The 20,906-nt window shown below is 67.3% G+C and carries 21 protein-coding genes and 2 pseudogenes; 13 read left to right on the top strand and 10 right to left on the bottom strand.

The genetic code is table 11. From position 1 onward, the window contains the following. Nucleotides 1-84: 84 nt before the first annotated feature. The 5 genes and pseudogenes from BST47_RS19230 to BST47_RS19210 all read right to left on the bottom strand — a co-directional run bounded on the left by BST47_RS19230 (nucleotide 85) and on the right by BST47_RS19210 (nucleotide 5,911). Nucleotides 85-1,491, bottom strand: a complete 1,407-nt coding sequence (locus tag BST47_RS19230; RefSeq protein WP_083127235.1) for an NAD(P)/FAD-dependent oxidoreductase — start codon at nucleotides 1,489-1,491, stop codon at nucleotides 85-87. Between the two features lie 104 nt (nucleotides 1,492-1,595). Further along, the gene (locus BST47_RS19225; protein ID WP_083127234.1) at nucleotides 1,596-2,777 is read right to left on the bottom strand and encodes a cation:proton antiporter; all 1,182 of its coding nucleotides are present in this window, start codon (nucleotides 2,775-2,777) and stop codon (nucleotides 1,596-1,598) included. A 2-nt stretch (nucleotides 2,778-2,779) separates the two neighbouring features. After that, nucleotides 2,780-3,262 carry a cation:proton antiporter regulatory subunit gene (locus tag BST47_RS19220; protein ID WP_083127233.1) on the bottom strand — a complete coding sequence of 161 codons (483 nt, stop codon included), beginning with the start codon at nucleotides 3,260-3,262 and terminating at the stop codon, nucleotides 2,780-2,782. Nucleotides 3,263-3,291: 29 nt separating this feature from the next. After that, nucleotides 3,292-4,176 carry a sterol desaturase family protein gene (locus BST47_RS19215; RefSeq protein WP_083127285.1) on the bottom strand — a complete coding sequence of 295 codons (885 nt, stop codon included), beginning with the start codon at nucleotides 4,174-4,176 and terminating at the stop codon, nucleotides 3,292-3,294. Between the two features lie 146 nt (nucleotides 4,177-4,322). Next, nucleotides 4,323-5,911 (bottom strand): annotated as a pseudogene (locus BST47_RS19210) (carboxylesterase/lipase family protein). 87 nt (nucleotides 5,912-5,998) lie between these two features. Here BST47_RS19210 and BST47_RS19205 point away from each other — a divergent pair. Genes BST47_RS19205 through BST47_RS19190 form a run of 4 tightly spaced genes read left to right on the top strand, consistent with a single transcriptional unit; the run spans nucleotide 5,999 to nucleotide 8,281 of the window. Beyond that, on the top strand, nucleotides 5,999-6,940 hold the full coding sequence (locus BST47_RS19205) for an oxygenase MpaB family protein (RefSeq protein ID WP_083127232.1): 942 nt from the start codon (nucleotides 5,999-6,001) through the stop codon (nucleotides 6,938-6,940). Next, nucleotides 6,937-7,566: a TetR/AcrR family transcriptional regulator gene (locus BST47_RS19200; protein ID WP_083127231.1), complete on the top strand. Its 630-nt coding sequence runs from the start codon at nucleotides 6,937-6,939 to the stop codon at nucleotides 7,564-7,566. The genes BST47_RS19205 and BST47_RS19200 overlap by 4 nt, the downstream gene beginning before the upstream one ends. Before the next feature lie 23 nt (nucleotides 7,567-7,589). Then, nucleotides 7,590-7,958, top strand: a complete 369-nt coding sequence (locus tag BST47_RS19195) for a DMT family transporter (protein WP_083127230.1) — start codon at nucleotides 7,590-7,592, stop codon at nucleotides 7,956-7,958. Beyond that, nucleotides 7,958-8,281: a DMT family transporter gene (locus BST47_RS19190; RefSeq protein WP_083127229.1), complete on the top strand. Its 324-nt coding sequence runs from the start codon at nucleotides 7,958-7,960 to the stop codon at nucleotides 8,279-8,281. Before BST47_RS19195 ends, BST47_RS19190 begins: the two co-directional genes overlap by 1 nt. On the opposite strand, the gene BST47_RS19185 is transcribed toward BST47_RS19190, so the two are convergent. Then, complete coding sequence (locus BST47_RS19185; protein WP_083127228.1) at nucleotides 8,250-9,449, bottom strand: MFS transporter; 1,200 nt, start codon at nucleotides 9,447-9,449, stop codon at nucleotides 8,250-8,252. The two genes, BST47_RS19190 and BST47_RS19185, sit on opposite strands and share 32 nt — an antisense overlap. Before the next feature lie 49 nt (nucleotides 9,450-9,498). Here BST47_RS19185 and BST47_RS19180 point away from each other — a divergent pair, with 49 nt between their 5' ends. After that, nucleotides 9,499-9,840 (top strand): YidH family protein, encoded by a 342-nt coding sequence (locus tag BST47_RS19180; protein WP_083127227.1) that lies wholly within the window; start codon nucleotides 9,499-9,501, stop codon nucleotides 9,838-9,840. A gap of 3 nt (nucleotides 9,841-9,843) precedes the next feature. Beyond that, nucleotides 9,844-10,140 (top strand): DUF202 domain-containing protein, encoded by a 297-nt coding sequence (locus tag BST47_RS19175; RefSeq protein ID WP_083127226.1) that lies wholly within the window; start codon nucleotides 9,844-9,846, stop codon nucleotides 10,138-10,140. Here the strand turns inward: BST47_RS19175 and BST47_RS19170 are convergent. Further along, complete coding sequence (locus tag BST47_RS19170; protein ID WP_083127225.1) at nucleotides 10,078-11,031, bottom strand: SDR family NAD(P)-dependent oxidoreductase; 954 nt, start codon at nucleotides 11,029-11,031, stop codon at nucleotides 10,078-10,080. The genes BST47_RS19175 and BST47_RS19170 overlap by 63 nt on opposite strands. After that, a complete protein-coding gene (locus BST47_RS19165) occupies nucleotides 11,028-11,645 on the bottom strand; it encodes a TetR/AcrR family transcriptional regulator (protein ID WP_083127224.1) in 618 nt (205 codons plus the stop codon). The genes BST47_RS19170 and BST47_RS19165 overlap by 4 nt, the downstream gene beginning before the upstream one ends. A 77-nt stretch (nucleotides 11,646-11,722) precedes the next feature. Between BST47_RS19165 and lysA the strand changes: the two genes are divergently transcribed. From lysA to BST47_RS19150, 3 genes are all read left to right on the top strand, one after another. Then, nucleotides 11,723-13,000 carry a diaminopimelate decarboxylase gene (gene lysA, locus BST47_RS19160; protein WP_083127223.1) on the top strand — a complete coding sequence of 426 codons (1,278 nt, stop codon included), beginning with the start codon at nucleotides 11,723-11,725 and terminating at the stop codon, nucleotides 12,998-13,000. 19 nt (nucleotides 13,001-13,019) lie between these two features. Beyond that, nucleotides 13,020-15,152, top strand: a complete 2,133-nt coding sequence (malQ, locus tag BST47_RS19155; RefSeq protein WP_083127222.1) for a 4-alpha-glucanotransferase — start codon at nucleotides 13,020-13,022, stop codon at nucleotides 15,150-15,152. A gap of 93 nt (nucleotides 15,153-15,245) precedes the next feature. Further along, complete coding sequence (locus tag BST47_RS19150; protein WP_083127221.1) at nucleotides 15,246-15,668, top strand: hypothetical protein; 423 nt, start codon at nucleotides 15,246-15,248, stop codon at nucleotides 15,666-15,668. Here the strand turns inward: BST47_RS19150 and BST47_RS19145 are convergent. Together BST47_RS19145 and BST47_RS19140 are read right to left on the bottom strand one after the other, a co-directional pair. Next, nucleotides 15,665-16,099, bottom strand: a complete 435-nt coding sequence (locus tag BST47_RS19145) for an SRPBCC family protein (protein WP_083127220.1) — start codon at nucleotides 16,097-16,099, stop codon at nucleotides 15,665-15,667. The genes BST47_RS19150 and BST47_RS19145 overlap by 4 nt on opposite strands. After that, entirely contained in the window at nucleotides 16,099-16,944 is an 846-nt protein-coding gene (locus BST47_RS19140) for a lysophospholipid acyltransferase family protein (protein ID WP_083127219.1), read from the bottom strand. The genes BST47_RS19145 and BST47_RS19140 overlap by 1 nt, the downstream gene beginning before the upstream one ends. Before the next feature lie 121 nt (nucleotides 16,945-17,065). Here BST47_RS19140 and BST47_RS19135 point away from each other — a divergent pair, with 121 nt between their 5' ends. The 4 genes and pseudogenes from BST47_RS19135 to BST47_RS19120 all read left to right on the top strand — a co-directional run. After that, nucleotides 17,066-17,959, top strand: a complete 894-nt coding sequence (locus BST47_RS19135; RefSeq protein WP_083127284.1) for a metal-dependent hydrolase — start codon at nucleotides 17,066-17,068, stop codon at nucleotides 17,957-17,959. After that, nucleotides 17,959-19,065 (top strand): PDR/VanB family oxidoreductase, encoded by a 1,107-nt coding sequence (locus BST47_RS19130; RefSeq protein WP_083127218.1) that lies wholly within the window; start codon nucleotides 17,959-17,961, stop codon nucleotides 19,063-19,065. Before BST47_RS19135 ends, BST47_RS19130 begins: the two co-directional genes overlap by 1 nt. 22 nt (nucleotides 19,066-19,087) lie before the next feature. After that, entirely contained in the window at nucleotides 19,088-20,536 is a 1,449-nt protein-coding gene (locus tag BST47_RS19125; RefSeq protein ID WP_083127217.1) for a serine/threonine-protein kinase, read from the top strand. Further along, nucleotides 20,488-20,877: pseudogene (locus BST47_RS19120) on the top strand (nuclear transport factor 2 family protein); the annotation flags it as partial. The gene BST47_RS19125 and the pseudogene BST47_RS19120, both read left to right, overlap by 49 nt. Nucleotides 20,878-20,906: the final 29 nt, after the last annotated feature.

Genomic DNA, 20,906 nt, shown 5'->3' with positions numbered 1-20,906 from the left:
TGGCAACGGCGGCCATTCTTGGCGAATCGGGCGCGCATATCGACCGCCCCGGTTGATACGCGCGCCCGATTCGCCAAGGGGCCGTCAGGAATCGAAGCCGAGGCCCAGCGCGTCGAGTGTCCGAAGAAAAACGTTGCGGCGCCCCGCCGAATGATCGGCGCGGTCCAGAGACCATCGCGTCGCCTGGACGCCGACGCTCGCGATCGGTTCGGGCGGGAACGGCAACGGGCGTCGGCGCACCATCTCCAACTCGGTGCGCGGGGTGGGGATTCCGTCGAGCAGATCCAGACACACGTCGGCCGCGAACCTCGCCGCGCCCACGCCAAGACCGGTGAACCCGTTGACATAGGCGACGCGGTCATCGTGGGCCAGACCCCAGTGCGCGCAGAAGCGAGTGTTGGTGTCGATGGCACCGGCCCAGCGGTGCGAGAACCGGACGTCGCCGAGTTGAGGGAACGTGATGAAGAAGTGCGCGGCGAGGCGCTGATACGTGTCGGGCCGGTCCTCGTAGGCCGGATCGACCTTGCCTCCGAAGTGATACACCGCGTCATAACCGCCCCACACGATGCGGTTGTCCACGGTCAACCGGTAGTAGTGAAACTGGTTGGCGCAGTCGCCGATTCCCTGCCTGTTTCGCCACCCGATGCGGTCCAGCTGCGCGTCGGTCAGCGGCTCGGTCGCCAGCACGTAGTCGTAGACCGGAATGGTGTGCAACCGGTTGCGGCGCAACAGGCTCGGGTAGACGTTCGTCGCCAGCACCACCTGGCGCGCGGTGATGGCCGCGGCGGCGGTGTGTACGCGCAGCGCAGGGCACGCGGACTCCAACCGGGTGGCGTTGGCGCGCTCGTAGATCTGCACGCCCGCATCCGTGCACGCGCGGGCGAGCTCGAACGCCAGCTTGGCCGGGTGGACGATGGCGCACGTGTCGGCACTGAACAGCCCCGCCAGGTAGGTCGGTGAGTTCGCCTCGGCGCGCACCTGCTCCGTGTCGAGAAAGCGGCCCTCTCCCCCGTTCGCGGCGTCCCGCAGCCAGTCGACCTGATGCGGTTCGGTGGCGACGGAGAGCATCCCGGTGCGCTGCCACTCCGTATCCAGCCTCAGCCGCTCGATGTCGGCCTGCATGCCGTCGAGGTTCTGGATGCCCATCTCGTCCAGAGCGTGGATCTCGTTGGGCCAGCGCGCTTTTCCGTTCTCGGCTCCGTGAGTCAGACTCGCGTCGACGAATCCGCCGTTTCGTCCCGATGCCGCCCACGCGATGCGGTTCGCCTCGATGAGGATGATGCGCCGGTCCGGATTGCGCTCGGCGGCATGCAGTGCCGTCCAGAGCCCGGTGTAGCCGCCGCCGACCACGAGCAGGTCGCAGGTGATCGGTGCGCTCAGCTGGGGGTAGGCGGGCCGGGGAATGTCCAGCCACATCGAACCGAAGGAGCTTGCCGCAAGGGAATGTTCGATCAACCGGGGATCTACGGGGGCATCGAACACCGTGTGCACACGGCGGACATTACGGGGCTGCGGGCTACGGCGTCGGAAAAACCTAGTGCCGGGCCCGCGTGGGTGGCAGAGACGGGTCCGCTGTCTGTGGTCGACCGGCGACGCTATTGCCGGTCGGTCGCCGGTGTTTCGCCGATCTGCCGCAACGCCGTGCGTTGGCCGCTTCCGCTGACGCGGGTCAGCACCGGCCCGACTATCGCGAGGATGAATACGTAGGGAGTCGCCACCACACCGACCTGTGGGATCGACGTCGCGACCAGGCCGATGATGACCAGTGAGAATTCACCGCGAGCGATCAATGCCATACCCGCACGCAACTGTCCAGGCCCGGCCACCCCGTCGCGACGGGCGGCGAACCGGCCGGTCAATACCTTTGTCAGGGCGGTCACCGCCGCGAGCGCCACCGCCGCAGGCAACATCGGAACCAATTCGGCGGGGTCTACGAAGAACCCGATGGCCAGGAAGAAGATTGCCGCGAACAGATCTCGCAGCGGGCTCAGCACGATCCGCGCACGGTCCGCGGCTTCACCGGTCAACGTTAGGCCCACCAGGAACGCACCGACCGCGGCCGACGCGTGCACGAACTCGGCCAGCGCAGCAACAATCAACGTCAGGCCCATGATGCGGAGTAGGAGCTGCTCGTTGTCCGGATGCGCGACCAGCCGGCCGAGGTGATGTCCCCAGCGAAGGGAGGCGGTGAACGCCACACCCAACGCAGCGACGGCGAACGTCACGCCGAGAACCGCCTGCCACCAGGTTCCGCCTGCCGCCAGGACCGCCAGCAGTGGCAGGTATGCCGCCATTGCGAAGTCCTCAAGCACGAGAATCGACAGGACGGCCGGGGTCTCGCGGTTGCCGAGCCGACGTAGGTCGGAGAGCAGCCTGGCGATGACCCCCGACGACGAAATATACGTAACGCCGGCCAACGCGAGGATCCCGACGGGGTTGAGGCCGAGCAGCCAGCCCGCGATCGCTCCGGGTATCGCATTGAGAAGCAGATCCACCCACGCCGACGGCAGGTGTCTGCGCAAGCTGCTGGCGAACTCGCCGATCGAGAACTCCAGACCCAACACCAGCAGCAGCAGGACCACACCGATAGATGCCCCGGCCTGGACGAATTCCCCGGCAGCCGGTATCGGTGCAACGCCGCCGTCCCCGAGCGCCAGGCCCACCAGGAGATACAGCGGAATCGGCGACAGTGCGAACCGACGCGCAGCGCTGCCCAGGACGGTCAGCACTGTGAGGATGACGCCGAGCTCCAGCAGCAGTGTCGCGGAAATCTGCACCGTCAGCCTCTGGCCACGATGTCTTGGACGCCCAGGATGCCTTCCGCGGTGCCAATCACCACTAAAACGTCACCGGCGCTGAGAGTCTCGGCCGGACCTGGCGAAGCGATGACCGCGTCGTTGCGCACGATCGCGACGATGGATGCGCCGGTGCGCGTCCGAGCCCGGGTCTCCCCCAGTGGGCGGTTCACGAAGGGACTTCCGGGCTCGAGGACAACCTGTCCGGCATCGAGGCCCGGGACTTCACGGGTGAGGTCGGCGAATCGTTCAGCGATACGCGGTGCACCCAGGATCTGAGCGAGGGCTTCTGCCTCGTCTTCGGTCAACCGGAAGACCTGCCGTGCCTGGTCGGGATCCTCTTTGGGGTACACAACGATTTCGAAGTCACGGGTGCGTCGTGCGACCACGCCGATGCGGTCGCCGTCACGGTTGTCGAATTCGTAGCGCAACCCGACGCCGGGCAGCAGAACCTCTCTGACATCCATGGGTCAATACTGCGGGGTCGAGCGCCGATCTATATGCGAACTTGGGGCGATTCGTCGACGATAAGTCGCCGCCGGGCGGGTTCCCACCCCGGCGGGCCGAAGGCGTAGCCCAGCTTGTCGCGCCACCGCGTGGCCCGCCGGACGTCGCGGAAGATCGACACGTACTCGTGGGTCTGCAGCGTCCAGATGTTGTAGGTGTCGACCTGCTTGGTCAGCCCGTAGTTCGGGCGCACGTTCTCTTCCTTGAAGCTGCGGAACAGCCGGTCCCAAAGGATGAAGATGCCGCCGTAGTTCTTGTCGAGGTACTGCTGGTCCATGCCGTGGTGAACGCGGTGATGCGACGGTGTGTTGAAGACGAATTCGATTGGCCGCCAGAGCTTTCCGATGCGCTCCGTGTGGATCCAGAATTGGTAGATGAGGTTGATGGAGAAGCTGGCGAACACCATCCACGGCGGCACGCCGAGCAGTGGCAGCAGCGCCCGCAGGAACACATCGCCGCTGATGTTCCACTTCTGGCGCAGCGCGGTCGCGAAGTTGAAGTACTGGCTGGAGTGATGTGCTTGATGGGTCGCCCAGATCAGGCGGACGCGGTGGGCGATCCGGTGATAGAAGTAGTAGAGGACGTCGACGCCGACGATGGCGATCACCCAGGTGTACCAGGCGGTGGACGGGAGCTGCCACGGTGCCACGTAAACGTAGAGCGCGGCGTAGGCCAGCAGGGCGGCGGCGTTGAGGACGCCACTGGTGACGATCGAGACCAGCCCCATCTTGATGCTCGCCCACGCGTCGGGCTTCAGATAGGCGCCCGCCGGTGCCCGTTCCGCCTCGTCATGCACCAGCTTTCCCGCACTGACCCATTCGATGATCAGCATGATGAGGAAGAACGGGATCGCGAACGTCACCGGGTCGTGCATCAGCGGCGGTAGCACGTCGGTCAAATTCGGAGTCCAGGCCACGTTCACGTCCAAGGTGACACCTCCGGTGGGAAAGTTTACGACGAAGCGGGGCGGGCGATGGGCCCACGCCCGAAGGGCAGGGGACGAAGGGAACTCGGAGATACTCAGCGGAAGCTGAGCACCTCGTCGCCCCAGGCCAGCCGCAGGTCACGGTCCAGATCGTCGACCACCCGTTCGGACGCGTCGATGATCAGCGACGCCCGATCCTCTTTGCGGTACGGACGCCACTCGGGATCCCCGGCCGAGGCGGACGGCGTGCCGTCCACCGCGAAGCTCACCCAGCGCCTGCGCAGCCGCGCCGACACCGTCTTGCCGGCCTTGAGCCCACCCAGTTTGAACGTCGGGTCCTTGGGCCCGCCGACCAGGTTGCCCCATACATACGGCAACTCGGTGGCGTGCGCCGCGCCGAGGCGCAATAGGCGCAGCATCGGAGGCGCAAAGTCGAACCGGTAGAGGTAGACGGGTGCGACCTTCCGGTGGCCGTCGGCGAACCAGATCGACGGCATCCGGAAACCGATGTCGCGGGCCACCCCCATGCCGATCGTCTTGGGCCGGCCCCGGTATGCGGTGCGGATCTGCGCTTCATCGGGCAGCTGCAGCGCCGGCTGCTCGGCGGCGATCTCGGTGAACATCGCCCGCAGCGCCTGCGGCGAGATCGGCATCAACGGCGACTTCATCCACCGGAACAGCGCGGCCTCGTGCTTGTTCGTGCCGATGATCAACGGGACTGGATGCGTGCCTCCTTCTCGGGCCAGCTTCACCGGGTGCGCGGGGATGATGTCACCGTCGATGATCGGGGCGAAGGCCAGTGTTCCCGGCCAGCGGGCCGGCACTTCGTCGAAAACCTTCTTGGAGGCCGCCAACACGGCGTCAATCGGAATGGCGGGCAGGCGTCGGGCTTCGCCCCGCCCGATGTCCAGCGCATCGAGGAACAGTTCGGCGAAGCGACGGCCGCGCTCGGAGTCGTAAATCGATGTTGCCGGCGAACTCTGGGCGATGGCCGCCGAGAACAGTCCCGCGGCCGCGGGGCTCGCCAGCAGCGTGGTCACCATGCCTGCGCCGGCCGACTCGCCGAACAATGTGACGCGGGCCGGGTCGCCCCCGAATCCGGCGATGTTGTCGCGCACCCATTGCAGTGCGAACAGCGCGTCGCGCAAGCCGAGATTGGTATCGAACCCGGCGCCGAAGGAGGACAGGTCCAGGAACCCCAGTGCGCCCAACCGATAGTTGACCGTGACGATCAGCGCGTCGCCGCCGCTCGCCAGTGCAGCACCGTGATACAGCGATTGCGCCGACGAGCCGAGGATGTAGGCGCCGCCGTGCAGCCATACCATCACCGGTTTGCCGTCGCCGGCCTCGGTATCCGACGACGCCCACACGTTCAACGTCAGGCAGTCGTCACCCTGCAGCGCGCCGAGGTCGATCGGGATCCTCGGATCGGTGGGCTGGGGCAGACGGGTCCCACCCGCGTCGCATCGGCCGGTTCCGACCACCGCTGGGGCGCCTGGGGTGCCCGCCACCGCAGGTCGCCGGTCGGCGCCGCGGCATAGCGAATGCCCTTCCACACCTTGACAATTCCGTTGTCGACGCCGCGTACGGGTCCGTAGCTGGTGTCGACGACGATGGGCTCGACTGCCGGCACCGCCGGTCGCCGGTCGTCGGCAGCGCGTCGCGTATTGGCCTCTGCTGTCACCGATTGACCTCCTCGATGGGAAAACAACCACTCCACAGTACGCGCGCGTACCGCATCCCTCCGCGGCCAGCTGGTATATATGGTGGTGTGAGTGTCACATTTGTACCGCAGCGGGTCGTCGCCGCCGAGAAGCTTCGCAACCGCATCGTGCAGGATTTCGAGAAGAGCGCTGGTCGTCATGATGATCCGGCGGTCTACGGTGGGCCACCAGGCGATCCCGGGCTGATCGGGCCCGGCAGCATTTCGTGGGAGATCAACGCCGACCTCGCATCCGTCTCGCAGGCCGGTTTGCCGGCGATCGTGCTGGAGATCCTCCATCCGTCGGTGGTGGCGGGTGTTCAGGATCTGTCCAACTACCGCGAAGACCCATTCCAGCGGGCCCGCGCCACCCTGGGCTACGTGCTGACCACGACGTTCGGCAACACCGAGGCCGCGACCCGCGTCATCGAACGCGTCAAGCACGTGCACTCGTTCGTCAACGGCACTCGCCCCGACGGCGTGCCGTACCGCGCCCTGGATCCCGAGCTGATCGCCTGGGTGCACACGTGCATCCCGTGGATGATTCTGCGGACCTATGAACACACCAAACGCCCGCTGAGCCGCGAGGAGCAAGACCGGTATCTGGCCGAACAGGCGGTGATCGGCAAGTTGGGCGGCGCAGACTGGGTGCCGACGACGGCCGCCGAACTCTTCGATTACGTCGAGACCATGCGACCGAGGCTGAGCGTGAACGCGCAGACGCGTGAGTTCATCGATTTCTTGGCGACTTCGCCGTTTTTCCCCGACCTGCCAGGGCCGGTGGACCGGCAACTGCACCGGTTCGCGATCTACGCGGGCATGAGCCGCGCCCCGGCGTGGGCACGCGAGCTCATCGGCTATGACCGCCCGTCCGCGCTGACCCGCCGGCTCATCGAGCCCGCCCTGCACCTCGACGCCCGGCACTTGCGGTGGGCATTCGGGACACCGCGGTACGCCGAGCTCGCCCGCGAACGTGCGGCTGGTGCGCGTCCGAAGGTCGCGGTGTCGTGATCGACGCCCAGCTCATCGAGGTCATCGGCGGCGCCGCGTCCACCGCCAAGGCGGGCGGCAACGTGGGCGAAGCGGCCGACCGGACCAGCCAACGCATACTCGACGCCGCCCTGCAGGAGGCGGCCGCAGTTGGGCTGCAACGGATTACGGTCGAGGACGTGGTGCGCCGCGCCGGTGTGTCACGGATGACGGCCTACCGCCGCTACCCCCGTCGCGACGATCTGGTGGGAGCGCTGGTTCGCCGTGAGACGCAACGGTTCCTCGGCGCCGTCGCCGATGCCATCGATGCCACCGAAGATCCGAACGAAGGGGTGGCCGCGGCGTTCATCGCCGCGGTCACGTTCGCCCGCGAGCATCCGATGCTGCGCCGCGCCGGTCACGTCGAACCCGCACCGATCGATTCGGCGGAACTGCTGAAGATGGGGTCGGCGTTCATCGCCAACTGCATTCACGGTGACATGCCGGGCACGCCGCCACGGCAGGTCCGCTGGGTCGCCGACGTGTTCGCCCGGTTGTTCATCACCTATATCTCGATGCCGCCGGACGACCCCGACTTCAGCGACGACGCCGAACTCCGGCAGTTCGCGCACGAGGTGCTCACACCCATGGTCGAACGCGCGGTCTGAGGCCCATGGCATAGCTTGGTGCCGTGCTGAAGTGGGCGCTACTTGCGGGCGCAATCTCGACCGAGGTCGCCGCCACGCTGTCTCTGCGTGCCTCCCAGGATCATTCGGCGTGGCTCGCGGTCGTGGTCGCCGGCTACCTCACCTCGTTCGTGTTCTTGACGATGGTGCTGCGCGCCGGCGTACCCGTCGGCATCGCGTACGGAATCTGGGGCGCGCTGGGCACAGCGGTCACCGCGGTCCTGGCCGCCGTACTCTTCGGCGACCCGTTCACCTGGCCGATCGTCGCGGGCATCGGGCTCATCATCGCCGGGGTGCTGCTGATCGAGTTCGGTTCGCATCGCGCCGCGACCGCCGAGCCGGAACCGGATGTCGCCGCCGGGGCGGCTCGGTGATGTGGCTCGCGCTCGCCGGCGCCATACTCGTCGAAGTCGTCGCGACCCTGTCGCTCCGCGCGTCGGACGGTTTCCGCAAGAAGGCGTGGATCGCACCGATCATCACCGGCTACCTACTGTCGTTCTATCTGCTGTACGTGTCGCTGGGACTGGGCATGCCGGTCGGCATCGCGTACGGCGTGTGGTCGGCGTGCGGCATCGCGCTGGTTGCGGTCATCGCGCGGTTCCTGTTCAACGAAGCCCTGACTCCGATGATGGGGCTGGGCATCGTGCTCATCATCGGCGGCGTGCTCACGATCGAGATGGTCGGGGTCGCGCACTGAGCGCTCCGGCCAGTGCGATCGCCACTAGCCCGGCGACAGGCACGGACAGCAGGCCGATCCGAAGGCTCGTCGCATCGGCGATGACGCCGACGATCAGGGGCGCGCCGAAGAAACCGATCCGCATCAGCCACGTCAGCACCGTCAATCCGCTGCCCGGGCGCAGGCCAGGCAGCTGGTCGGCGCGGTGCATCGCCGCCGGGATGAGGGTCGCCACTCCGAAGCCCGCCGCAGCGAACCCCGCGATGGTGCCTGGAATCGAGGGGAAGGTCAGCGCCGCCCCCATTCCCGCGGCCGCGAGGACGCCACCGGCGCGAACCACCGCGCGTTCGCCGAACCTGTCGACAAGACGGTCCCCGATCAGCCGGCCGATGAACATGAATCCGACCAGCGCGACATAGCCGAACACCGCGACCGCCCCGGGCGCACCGAGGCTGTCACGCAAATACAGTGTCGCCCAGGAACTTCCCGCATCCTCGACGGTCGCTCCCGCGATGGCGAGCACGACGAGCGCGACCAGTGTCCCGTACACCGCCAAACCCGCACCAGATCCCTGCCCTGCCGGCCGCGCCGGATGGTCGCTGTGATCGGCCCCCTTCAACAGGTACGGGTAGGCGATCAGCACGACGCCGCCGAACAGGACCGCCGCGATCGCCAAATGCGTTGCCCGGGAAATGCCCAGCGCGATCGCGCCGGCACCCATCACACCGCCGATGATGGCTCCCGCCGCCCAGACCGCATGCAGCGAGTTGATGATCGACCGGCCGTAATTGCGCTGCAACCGCAGCCCGTGCGCGTTCTGCGCCACGTCGGTGACCGCATCGCACGCTCCCGCCATGAACAACGCGGCGGCGAGAATCAACGGGGTTCCTGCCAGGGCCGCAGCGACGACGAATCCCGCGAGGCCGAGGGTGCTGACGACCGCCACGCGCGACGATCGGTACCTGCGGATCAACGCCCCCGCGGAGAGGCCTGCCACCAACGCGCCCGCGGAGAACGCCGCGATCGCGATTCCGAACATCGTGTTGGACAACTGCAGGTCGGTCTTGATCTCCGGGTAGCGGGGCAACAGGTTGGCGAACAACGCTCCGTTGCTCAGGAACAGGGCCGCGACCGCGATTCTGGCCCTTCGGTGCTGCGCCACAACGACGTCGACCGATTCAGGCGCCATGTCCGGCGACACTACCGACCCCCGGACTCTAGGCTGACTGGTCGTGGCAGTGACCGACGATCACGAGGATCTGGACTATCGCTTCACGCTCGCCAACGAGCGCACCTTCCTCGCGTGGATCCGCACCGCGCTGGCACTGATCGCCGGCGGCGTCGCGGTCGTGCAACTGGTGCCTGCCCTGACCATTCCCGGAGTGCGCCACGGCCTCGGGATGGTGCTGACTGCATCTGGCGGCGTCCTTGCGGTGCTGGCGGTTCTGCGTTGGCGTGCTGTGCAGACCGCCATGCATGAGGGCGGCGAACTGCCCCGATCCCGGATGCCGGCGCTGCTCGGCGGCGCCATCGTCGTACTGACCATCGCACTGATCGTCGTGATCGCGGTGCAGCCGTAAACCATGCCGCCTCGACCGGAGAAGCCAGGGTTACAGGCCGAACGCACCCAGTTGTCCTGGGAGCGAACCGCGATCAGCTTCCTGGTCGCCGGAGCGCTGCCATTGTTCGGTCGGGGTCCACTGGATGACGGGCGGATCGCACTGCCCGTGGTGGGAGCCCTGTTGGCGGTCCTTGTCGTCTGGCTGGCCCGCCGACGGGCGCACCGTTTCACGGTCGCGGCGAAGACGGAGATCGTCCTACTTGGCTGCGCGACCGCGGGGTTCGCCGGGCTGATCCTGATGTTCGGTGCGTTCGAGTAGTCGCTCGCTCGTCTCCCACAGGTCGAGCGCCTTTGCACGGTCGTAGGAGTCGGCCGACGATGCGATCGGCCGCTCCCCTTCGAAATACGAGCCGGTGACGTCGTCGAACCGGGGATCGCAGACCAGCGCCGCCAGGCGCGCGCCCGAGGCCCGGGCGCTGTTGACATTCGGCAGCACCCGCAGCAGTGGGAACACGTACCGCCAGGCCCACCGCCCGATCGCCGAGTAATCGCGGGCCAGGCCGGAGCCGGGCATCAGGCCGGGATCGAACGCGTTGACCGTGACACCGTTGACGCCGCAGCCGAGCCGGCGATCGAGTTCGTACGTGTACAGCACGTTGCACAGCTTCGACGTGGTGTACCGGCGGCGGCCGTCGACCGGTTCGTCATCCGCGGGGTGCGCGAGGTCGGCGGCCCTGGTGTACCGCGGTGCGGGCATACCCGTGGTCTTCGCCGGATCGTGGGTACCGCTGGCGACGACCACGATGCGCGCCGGGTGGGCCAGGTCCGCGAGCAGGTCCCGCACCAGGGCGAAGTGTCCGAGATGGTTCACTCCGAACGTCATCTCCACGCCCTCGGCGGTGCGTTCGGTGCCCGACACCACCTGAAGGCCGGCATTGCAGACGATCGCATGCAGCGGCGGCAGTCCGCGGCCGCCGAAGTCGTCGGCAAAGGCGTGGACCGACGTCAGCGACGCGAGGTCCATTTCGAGAACCGTGCACCGCGCCGGGTGGCCGGCCTGTTCGACCGAGTGCGCGCCGCGCGCCACGTCGCGCACCGCGAACACGACGTGCCAGGTTGGGTCACTCGCGAGAAGCGCTGTCGCGCATTCCAATCCGAGACCGGCGCTGGCACCGGTGATGATCGCTGTCTTGTTCGGTGTTGCGGTCACTTCTCCTCCAAGAGAGCCGGGATCAAGGCGGTTACGGTCTGATGCAGCCGCCGGTACATCCGGTCGACGTCGGTGGTCTCGGGCTCGAGATGGACCGCGAGGAAGATGCCGTCCGACAGTGCGACGGCCACCGCGGCGAGTTCATCCAGGACGCGCTGCGCCGTGCGGTCGGGAATGTCGTCGGGAAGCAGTTGTGCGATCGCGTCGCGAAACCGCGCGATCGCGGTGTCGCGGACCCGTCGCACCACTTCGGCGACCGCGGGATCGTCGCTGCGCTCCAGTGACAGGAGCAGGAACAGCCGCAGGAAGTCCGGATGCTGTGACTGCTGGTTGATCACCGCGTCGAGCTGTCGTTCGACGGTGGCGTCGGCGGGTATGGCCGCGAAATACCGCTGGGCACCGCGTTCCATGACGGCCGCCAGCACGCCATCCTTGGATGCGAAGTGCCAGTAGATCGAACTCGCCGGAAGGCCGCAGGCCTTGCGGATGTCACTGATGGACGTCGCGGCGTAGCCGCGTGAGGCCATCAGCTTTTCCGTCGCGTCGAGGATCTGCTCGCGGGACTGCTCGCCCTGCTGCTGCTTTTTCGTCGGCGTTCGCTCTGTAAGGATCATTACAGACATACCATAGGTGAGTTCGCGAACTTTGTCGACTGCATTCACGCGCGCACACGCGGTGAGACGCTGGGGCGATGACGATCCACACCGAGGCGACGGCCGACGAGTTGGTCGGCCTCTTCCCACCGGGCACCCGCACCGACAGCGACGGAACCCTCGTGGTCGGCGGATGCCGCCTCGACGACGTGGCCGCGCAGTTCGGCACGCCGGCCATCGTCGTCTCCGAAGACGCGTTGCGTCAGCGGGCCCGCGACTACCTCAGCGCCTTCCGCAGTCGCTGGCCGCGCTGCGACGTGGCGTTCGCGTCGAAGTCATTCCCATGCACGGCCGTTCAGCGGGTGATGGCCCATGAGGGTCTCCACCTCGACGTCGCGGGCGGCGGCGAGATCCGGACCGCTCTCAAGGCGGGCGTCGACCCGGCCCGGATTCTGCTGCACGGCAATGCCAAATCCGACGACGAACTCGGCATGGCTGTGAAGCACGGAATCGGACTGGTGGTCGTCGACAACTTCGACGACATCGACCGCCTCGAGCGCATCGTTCCGACGGGACATCAGCAGCCGTGCCTGGTCCGGGTCATCCCGGGCGTGGAGGCCGCCACACATGCCTCGCAGGCGACGGGGCACGCTGGGTCGAAGTTCGGCCTGGCGCCCGACGATGCCCGTGCCGCGATCGCACGGATCGAGCGCAGCGCCAAGATGCGCCTCGATGGCGTGCACACCCATGTCGGCTCACAGCTGCTGAACGTCGAGCAGCTCGCGCAGGCGGTCGAGCCGATCGCCAAGCTGGGCACCTTCGAGGTGTATGACCTCGGCGGTGGGCTCGGCGTGCGCTACACCTACGCGGAGCACCCGCCGACCCTCGACGACTATGCCGACGCGATGGTGACTCAGGCGACGGCGCTGCTACCGGCGGGCAGCCGCATCATCGTCGAACCCGGCCGCAGCATGGTCGCCAACAGCGCGTGCACGATCTACCGCATCACGACCCTCAAACGCGGCGTCGTCACGCACGTCGCGGTGGACGGCGGCATGGGTGACAATCTCGAGGTCTCACTCACCGGTCAGCGGTTCGAGGCGACGATCGTCAACCGGGTCGGTGGCGGCGAAACCGTCAGCGTCGTCGGACGGCACTGCGAATCGGGCGACCAACTGGTCGACGGCGTCGCACTACGAGAACCATCGATCGGCGACCTGCTCGTGGTGCCCGTCACCGGGGCCTACTGCTACACGATGTCCAATCAGTACAACGGTGCCCGCCGGGTTCCGGTGGTGTTCACCCGCGCCGGTGCGGCGCGGCTGGTGGTCCGCCGCGACACCTGGGATGACCTGCTGATGCGTGACGTCGAGTGATTGCGGGCAAGATAGTCGCATGACCGAACTCCCCGAGTCGCTCGTCGAGTTGGCGCGACGGTACGGCGTCGCAACGGAATACGAAGACTGGACCGGAAGGCGCATCACGGTTTCCGAATCCACACTGGTCGGCGTGCTCGACGCCCTCGGCGTGCAGGCCACCACCGACTATCGGCGCACCGCGGCATTGGCAGAACACGATCGTGACCACTGGTCTCGCCCGCTGCCGCCGGTGATCGTCGGCCGCGCCGGGTCGACGTCGTCGTTCTGGGTACACGTCACACACGGCGATCCGGTGAGGTTGTGGATCCGGCTCGAGGACGGATCCGTCCGGACGGGTTTGCGCCAGCTCGAAAACAACCGTCCCCCTTATGATCTCGGTGGCCGACTGGTCGGCGAAGCAAGCTTCGAGTTACCCGCCGACCTGCCGCTCGGTTATCACGAACTGCATCTGCAACTGGGAACGTCCGACATCAGTTCACCGATCGTCGTCTCCCCCGCATCGTTGGAGCCGCCGACGGGACGGACGTGGGGGCTGGCCACCCAGCTCTACAGCGTTCGATCGCGAACCTCTTGGGGCATCGGCGATTTGACCGACCTCACCGATCTCGCCGTATGGTCGGCGTCTCGGCACGGTGCGGGCTTCGTCCTCGTCAACCCGTTGCACGCCGCCTCGCCCACCCCGCCGATGGAGCCGTCGCCCTACCTGCCGACCTCACGGCGGTTCGTCAACCCGATATACCTGCGGGTGGAGGCGATCCCCGAGTTCGCGTACGTCGAGAACCGGGGCCGCATCGTCAAGGCCCGGGCGAATGCGCAGGCGCGCGCACACAAGTCGCGCCTCATCGACCGTGACCGCGTCTGGAAGTACAAGCGCGCCGCCCTGGAGGCCGTCTACCGTGTGCAGCGATCCGCGGGCCGGGAACTGGCATACCAGGCCTACCGCGAGCGGCAGGGTCGCAACCTCGATGATTTCGCGACGTGGTGCGCCCTGGCCGAGAAACACGGCGGCGATTGGCACGAGTGGCCCGAGGAGGTGCGTCACCCCGAAAGCCCGGCCGTCGCCCGGTTCGCCGCCGACAACGCGGCGGCCGTCGATTTCCATCGCTGGCTGCAATGGCAACTCGACGATCAGCTGACCGCGGCGCAGGCGACGTCGGTGGCGTCGGGCATGGGGCTGGGCATCATGCATGACCTCGCCGTCGGGGTCGACCCCAACGGGGCCGATGCATGGGCCCTGCAGGACGTGCTGGCGTTGGGCGTCACCGCAGGCGCGCCGCCGGATGAGTTCAATCAGCTCGGCCAGGACTGGTCACAGCCGCCCTGGCGACCCGACGAACTCGCGAACCAGGCCTACGAGCCGGTCCGCGCGCTCGTCAACACGCTGCTTCGGCATGCGGGTGGCGTGCGGATCGACCACATCATCGGACTGTTCCGGCTGTGGTGGATTCCGAAGGGCGCCCCGCCGACGGAGGGTACCTATGTGCGGTACGACCACGAGGCGATGATCGGGATCGTCGCGCTGGAGGCCCACCGAGCCGGCGCCGTCGTCGTGGGCGAGGATCTAGGCACCGTCGAACCCTGGGTGCGCGACTATCTGCGCGAGCGCGGGTTGTTCGGCACATCGATCTTGTGGTTCGAGTTCGACCGAGACGGTAACGGCGCGCCGCTGCGGGCCGAGCGCTGGCGTGAGTTCTGCCTGTCCTCGGTGACCACCCACGACCTCCCCCCGACCCCCGGCTACCTCGCGGGCGAACATGTCCGGCTGCGCGACGAGCTCGGGCTGCTGACGCGGCCCGCCGAGGAGGAACTGGCCGCCGATCGTCGCCAGCAGGCCGCGTGGCTCGACGAGCTGCGTCGGGTCGGGTTGTTGAGCGGCGAGCTGGACGAGGTCGGAGTCGATCAGGTGGTCAGCGCGCTCTACAAGTACCTGGGCCGGACGCGGTCGCGACTGCTGACGCTCTCGCTGGCCGACGCGGTCGGGGACCTGCGCACCCAGAATCAGCCGGGTACGACGGACGAATACCCGAACTGGAGAGTGCCGCTGACGGGCCCGGACGGCAAGAAAATGCTGCTGGAGGACGTTTTCGTCGATCCGCGGGCGGCCGCGTTGGGCCAGGTCATGCGCGCCGCGGCGAACACCCAGGGGTAACCCCAGATGTAACACGGAGCGCTTCTTCTCCGGTTTCACATTTGTCACGTCTGCGATATGTTCGCACCGCATCGACATAGGGAGACATTTCACGTGAAGAAGCTCGTTGTGCTGAGCGGAGGGCTCGTGGCAGTCGGTTCCGTCGCGCTGGTCGGAGCGGGAATCGCCATGTCCCAGCCGGGCGGCTCGAACTACATGAACGTCGTCGGTGAGCCCTATAACAAGGCGCTGCAAATTTTGAAGTCGCAGGGCTACAAGGGCTACTTCGGCGGATCATTCGGCAGCGTGCTCTCCCAGGCCAACTGCCTCGTCGACAGCCAGAAGGTCACCTCGGGCGGTCGCATCCTGCTGATGCTGGACTGCAGCCAGGCAGCAGCCGAGCAGCTCGAGCAGATGGGCCCCTCGGGCGGTCCCCGGGTCGGCGGTAACGGCGTCACCACCGTGACCCCGACGCCGGTCGTGCCGATCCAGGGCGCTCCCGGCGCAGGTGCTCCGGCCGCGCCTCCGCCGGCCTAGCCTTCGACCATCTGACGCAGGTTCTTCAGCGTCTCACCCATGTTGCGGCCGACTTGGCCGGCGGCCACGCGGTCCGCGATCAGCCCGAGGACGTTGCCCGCCGATTCATAGGCCAGCCGGAAGGTGACTTTTGTGCGGCCGTCGGCCGTTTCGCGCAACCGAAACCGTCCGCGCTGTGAGACACCGGTGAGCCCCACCCACGACAATTCGCGTGGCGGATCGAACTCGACGACCTCGATGACACCGCCGATGGGCACCGACCCCACCTTCCAATGCACGGTGTAGCGGGCGCCGAGACTGGCCGGCTGGTCGTCGGCGATCTCCCACCGTTCGAGGCTGGCCATGAACTCCGGGTAACAGTCGGGGCTGCTGACGACCTTCCACACCGCTTCGCGATCGGCGTCGACCACGCACTGCCGTTGCACCCTCATCAGCCCAGCACCGGGAATCGTCGTTCGGCCGCGAGCCTGTCCACCCCGGCCTGCAGCGCGGCCTCCACCTTTTCGTGCACGACGTCGTCGTCGCTGCCAGCGATGTCGTCGGGCTCGATCGGGTCCTGCACCTCGATGGCGATCTTCGTCGGCAGGGGCAACCGCGGCACCATGTCGCTGACCGTCAGACCCCATGGCGGCGCCAGCAGAATGGGGACGCTCTTCAACCGGGCCATCTTGTCGACCATCAGCAGCTTGGCCAGCCACTGCCCACGGTCGAGGAACAGCGCCGCCTCCTGTCCGCCAACGCTTGCGATCGGCACGATCGGGACCCCGGCCTCACGGGCGAGCTTGACGTAGCCCTTGCGCCCCCCGAAATCCACCTCGTGCCGCTGCCACGACGGCCGGAAGACTTCATAATCACCGCCGGGGTACACGAGCAGCGCGGCGCCGGACTTCAAAGCCAACTCGGCGTTTTCGTGGTTGGCCGCCACCGTGCCGAACTTGCGCAGCGAGCCGAGTCCCGGCATCGACACGACGAGGTTGTGGGCGAGTTGATAAAACGGTCGCTCGACACCGAAGTACGAACAGAACGCCAGCGTGAAGACGAACGTGTCCGGCGGGAGGTTGCCGCCGCTGTGGTTGCCGACCATCAGCACGGGGCCGTCAGCCGGAATCCGGTCCAGACCGCGGACGTCGGCACGAAAGTACAACGACGCCAGCAGCCACAGCCCGGGCAGCTGTTCGCGGATGTAGTCGGGATCGCGTTGGTCCAGGTCGGCCCTGGGCACCCGGGAGACAACCTGGTGCCGGGTCCAGTTCAATACGTCGCCGAGCACCGCCATAGCGCTCTTATTGACCGCAGACGGGCGCTTGAAACTCGAAATCCGCCAAGAACCCGATACCGGCGTTCCCACCTACTTCCGGTAAGCTCCCATGCACCACCTTCTCGTGAAGGAGTCCGCCATGGCAACGTTGCCTGCTCGGGAGATCGACCCGGGACCGGTACAGATCCAGGCCCGCAAGGTGCGGTTCGACCTCGCGGAGGTCCCGCTGGAGTGGATCCCCGCTCACCCGGTCGCGTCCACCATGATCAACCTCTTCAACGTCGTGCTGCCCTCCGCCGAACATTGGTTCGTCGAGACGTTCAACGAGGCGCTGCCGTTGGTCAAGGATCCCAAGCTCGCCGAGGACATCCGCGGTTTCATCGGCCAAGAAGCCACGCATGCCGCCGCCCACGACGACGTGATCCGCGACTTCCTCGTCGGCAACGGCGTAGACCCCGCGCCGATCCTCGAGATGGTCGAGTATCTGTTCGGAAAGGTCTTGGCACCAACGACTTCCACGAATCCGAAGCGTCGGCTGAGCAATCTCTGTGAGCGTCTTTGGATCATCGCCGCCATCGAGCACTACACCGCCGTGCTCGGCGACTTCGCGCTCAACTCCACCTGGGACGAGCACCGGGCCGACCCGACGATGGTCGACCTGTTCCGGTGGCACGGCAGCGAGGAGGTCGAGCATCGCAGTGTCGCGCACGACGTGGCGGTGTACTTCCACGACAGCTACCCCGCCCGTATCAGGGCCATGGCACTGTCCGCGTCGGCGATCTTCGCGTTCTTCCAGCGCGGTACGTGGTACCTGTTCAAGTCCGATCCCGCCAACGACATGTCGTGGTGGAAGATGCAGCGCCTGCGGATGCGCGACTCCGAACTCGGGCTGCTGCCCAAGTTCCGCGTGCTGTTCGGCTCGCAGACGCTGACCTACTTCCGACGCGCGTACTCACCGGAGGAGATGGGCTCCACCGCGCAGGCGGTCGCCTATCTGGCCTCCTCTCCCGCGGCCCGCGCAGCGCACCTGTGATGGGGCTGCGCGAGCGCTACCGGCAGCTGCCGACCAACCCCCTGCGGCCGGGGCGCCGTGACGTCATGATGGGCGTCGCCGGTGCGGTCATCTCCGGGATGGATGCGCTGTCCGGAGTCACCCGACGGGTCAGGCTGCCGGAAGCATCCGACCGCACGCGATTGTTGCGCGTGGTCGACAGGCAGACGGTGGCACACGACGAGAACGTGGTGGCACTGACGTTCGCCGCCGCGGACGCCGGGTCGCTACCCCGTTGGCATCCCGGTGCCCATATCGATGTCGGCCTGCCCAGCGGACGGCTGCGCCAGTACTCGCTGTGCGGAGATCCCGACCGCACCGACGTGTACCGCATTGCGGTGCGCAGGATTCCTGACGGTGGCGGAGGCTCGATCGAGGTGCATGACGCTCTCGAGGTCGGTGCGACCGCGACGACGCAGGGTCCCCGTAACGCGTTCCCCCTGACCGTGCCGGGTTACGGCTCGCCGACACGGCAATTCCGTTTCATCGCAGGCGGTATCGGGATCACGCCGATCCTGCCGATGCTGGCTGTGGCGCAGCGCCTCGGTGTCGACTGGTCCATGGTCTATGCCGGACGCAGCCGCGACAGCATGCCGTTCCTCGACGACGTCGCCAATTTCGGACCCAAGGTCCGCATCCACACCGACGATGACGGCGGGCTGCCCTCGGCGTCGGATCTGCTCGGCGACTGCCCGGACGGCACCGCGGTATACGCGTGCGGACCCGCCCCCATGCTCACCGCGATCCGGTCCGAACTGGCCGGCCGCGACAAGGTCGAACTGCACTTCGAGCGGTTCGCCGCGCCGCCGGTGGTCGATGGCAGAGAGTTCGACGTCACGGTCGCGTCGACCGGACGACAGATCCGCGTGGCCGCCGACGAGACCCTGCTCGCAGCGCTGAAGCGCGCCGATGTCGACGCCCCGTACTCCTGCCAGCAGGGGTTCTGCGGGACGTGCCGCACGCGCGTCCTCGACGGAACCGTCGACCACCGCGACACCTTGCTCACGGACCCCGAACACGAGAACCAGATGATGTTGATCTGCATATCCCGGGCCGCCGACGGGTCGCATCTCACACTCGACCTCTAGCGATATCTCGTACTATTCGCCCATGCCGGTGGCCGATGGCGCGACGTTCGCCGGTTACACCATCGTGCGACTGCTCGGTGCCGGCGGTATGGGCGAGGTCTACCTCGCGCAGCATCCGCGGCTGCCGCGCCGCGACGCGCTGAAGGTGCTGCCCGCGTCGGTGTCCGCTGACGGTGAGTACCGGGAACGGTTCGACCGCGAGGCCGACATCGCCGCCACGCTTTGGCATCCACACATCGTCGGCGTGCACGACCGCGGCGAGTTCGAAGGCCAGCTCTGGATCTCGATGGACTATGTCGAGGGCACCGATGCGGCATGCCTGCTGCGTCAGAGCCATCCCGACGGGATGCCCAGAGGCGAAGTCGCCGAGATCATCTCCGCCGTGGCCGACGCCCTGGACTACGCCCATCAGCGCAACCTGCTGCACCGCGACGTGAAACCCGCCAACATTCTGCTCGCCAATCCCGAGGGCAGCGATCAACGGATTCTGCTGGCGGACTTCGGAATCGCCCGCTGGACGAACGACATCAGCGGCTTAACGGCGACCAACATGACGGTCGGCACCGTGTCCTACGCCGCACCCGAGCAGTTGATGGGTGAGCGTCTCGATGGCCGGGCCGACCAATATGCGTTGGCAGCCACCGCATTTCACCTGCTGAGCGGTAGGCCACCGTTCCAGCATTCGAATCCCGCTGTCGTCATCAGCCAGCACCTGTCGGCGACGCCGCCCGCGATCGGCGATCAGCGCCCGGAGCTGGCCGGGCTGGATCCGGTGCTCGCCAAGGCGCTGGCGAAGTCCCCGGCCGACCGCTTCGAGCGGTGCGCCGATTTCGCGCGTGCGCTCGCCCATCAACTCGGGTCGGACACACCGGCCGATGTGGGCACCAGCCTCGCCGCCCCGGTGCCGACGCCCACGAAAGCGCCCCGACGCCCTCTGATGCGCGCCGGGATCATCGTCCCGGCCATCCTGGCGGTGCTGCTGCTCGCAGCGATCGTGGTGGCTGTGTTCGAGGCCGGGCGCGCCGACAACGAAGACCGCCCGGCATCCGCTGCGACCAGCACCTCACCGACGCTCACCAGGCCTACGTCCGCGCCACTGCCCCCACCGCCGGAGCCGCGATCGTCACCCACGGCAACGACGCCGTCCCCGACGCAGACCACCACGGCCACCATCACGCCTGCACCGGCCGCCGCGGTCGTCGGCGCGAACTGCTCTCCCGTCGGCAGCACTGCCACGACGGCCGACGGCTCCACTGTGTACTGCTCGACCCTGCAGCCCACCGGCGACTCTGTCTGGTCACTCACCGAGGGCGACGTCCCGAGTCCCACGGTCACCACCGAGCCGACCGAGGAACCGCTTCCGTACGCCGAGGAGAACCCGGTGCGACTGTGCATGCAACAGACCGGGCAGACCCGTCGTGAATGCCGGATGGACATCCGGGAGAGCAACGGTCTGCCTCCGCTGCCATGAACCTGACCACTTCCGACCGACTCGCGCTCGCCGACCTGGTGCATCTCTACGCATCAGCGGTCGACGACCGACGCTTCGATGACGTGGTCGAATTGTTCACGCGCACAGCCGAACTGCGGCTACCTGATCCACCCCGCTCGTTGGAGCCGGTACGCAGCCACCATGGCCGCGACGGTGTGCGGTCCGCGATGGCGGCGCTAGCCACCGTGACCCGCACCGAGCACGCGATCGTCGGCGAGGTGTACGCGCCTGGCGACCGCGCCGACTACGCGCTGGGCCGGATCACCTGCATCGCGCACCACTGGACGGTCGCCGGAGACCAAATCACCGACCTCGTATGGCATCTGCGCTACGACGACGAATACCTACG

This window comes from Mycolicibacterium tusciae (genome assembly GCF_002086795.1).
GTDB classification, from domain to species: Bacteria; Actinomycetota; Actinomycetes; order Mycobacteriales; family Mycobacteriaceae; genus Mycobacterium; species Mycobacterium tusciae.
The sequence above is the reverse complement of the archived record's forward strand: the minus strand, read 5'-3'. Positions and strand labels throughout refer to the sequence as shown.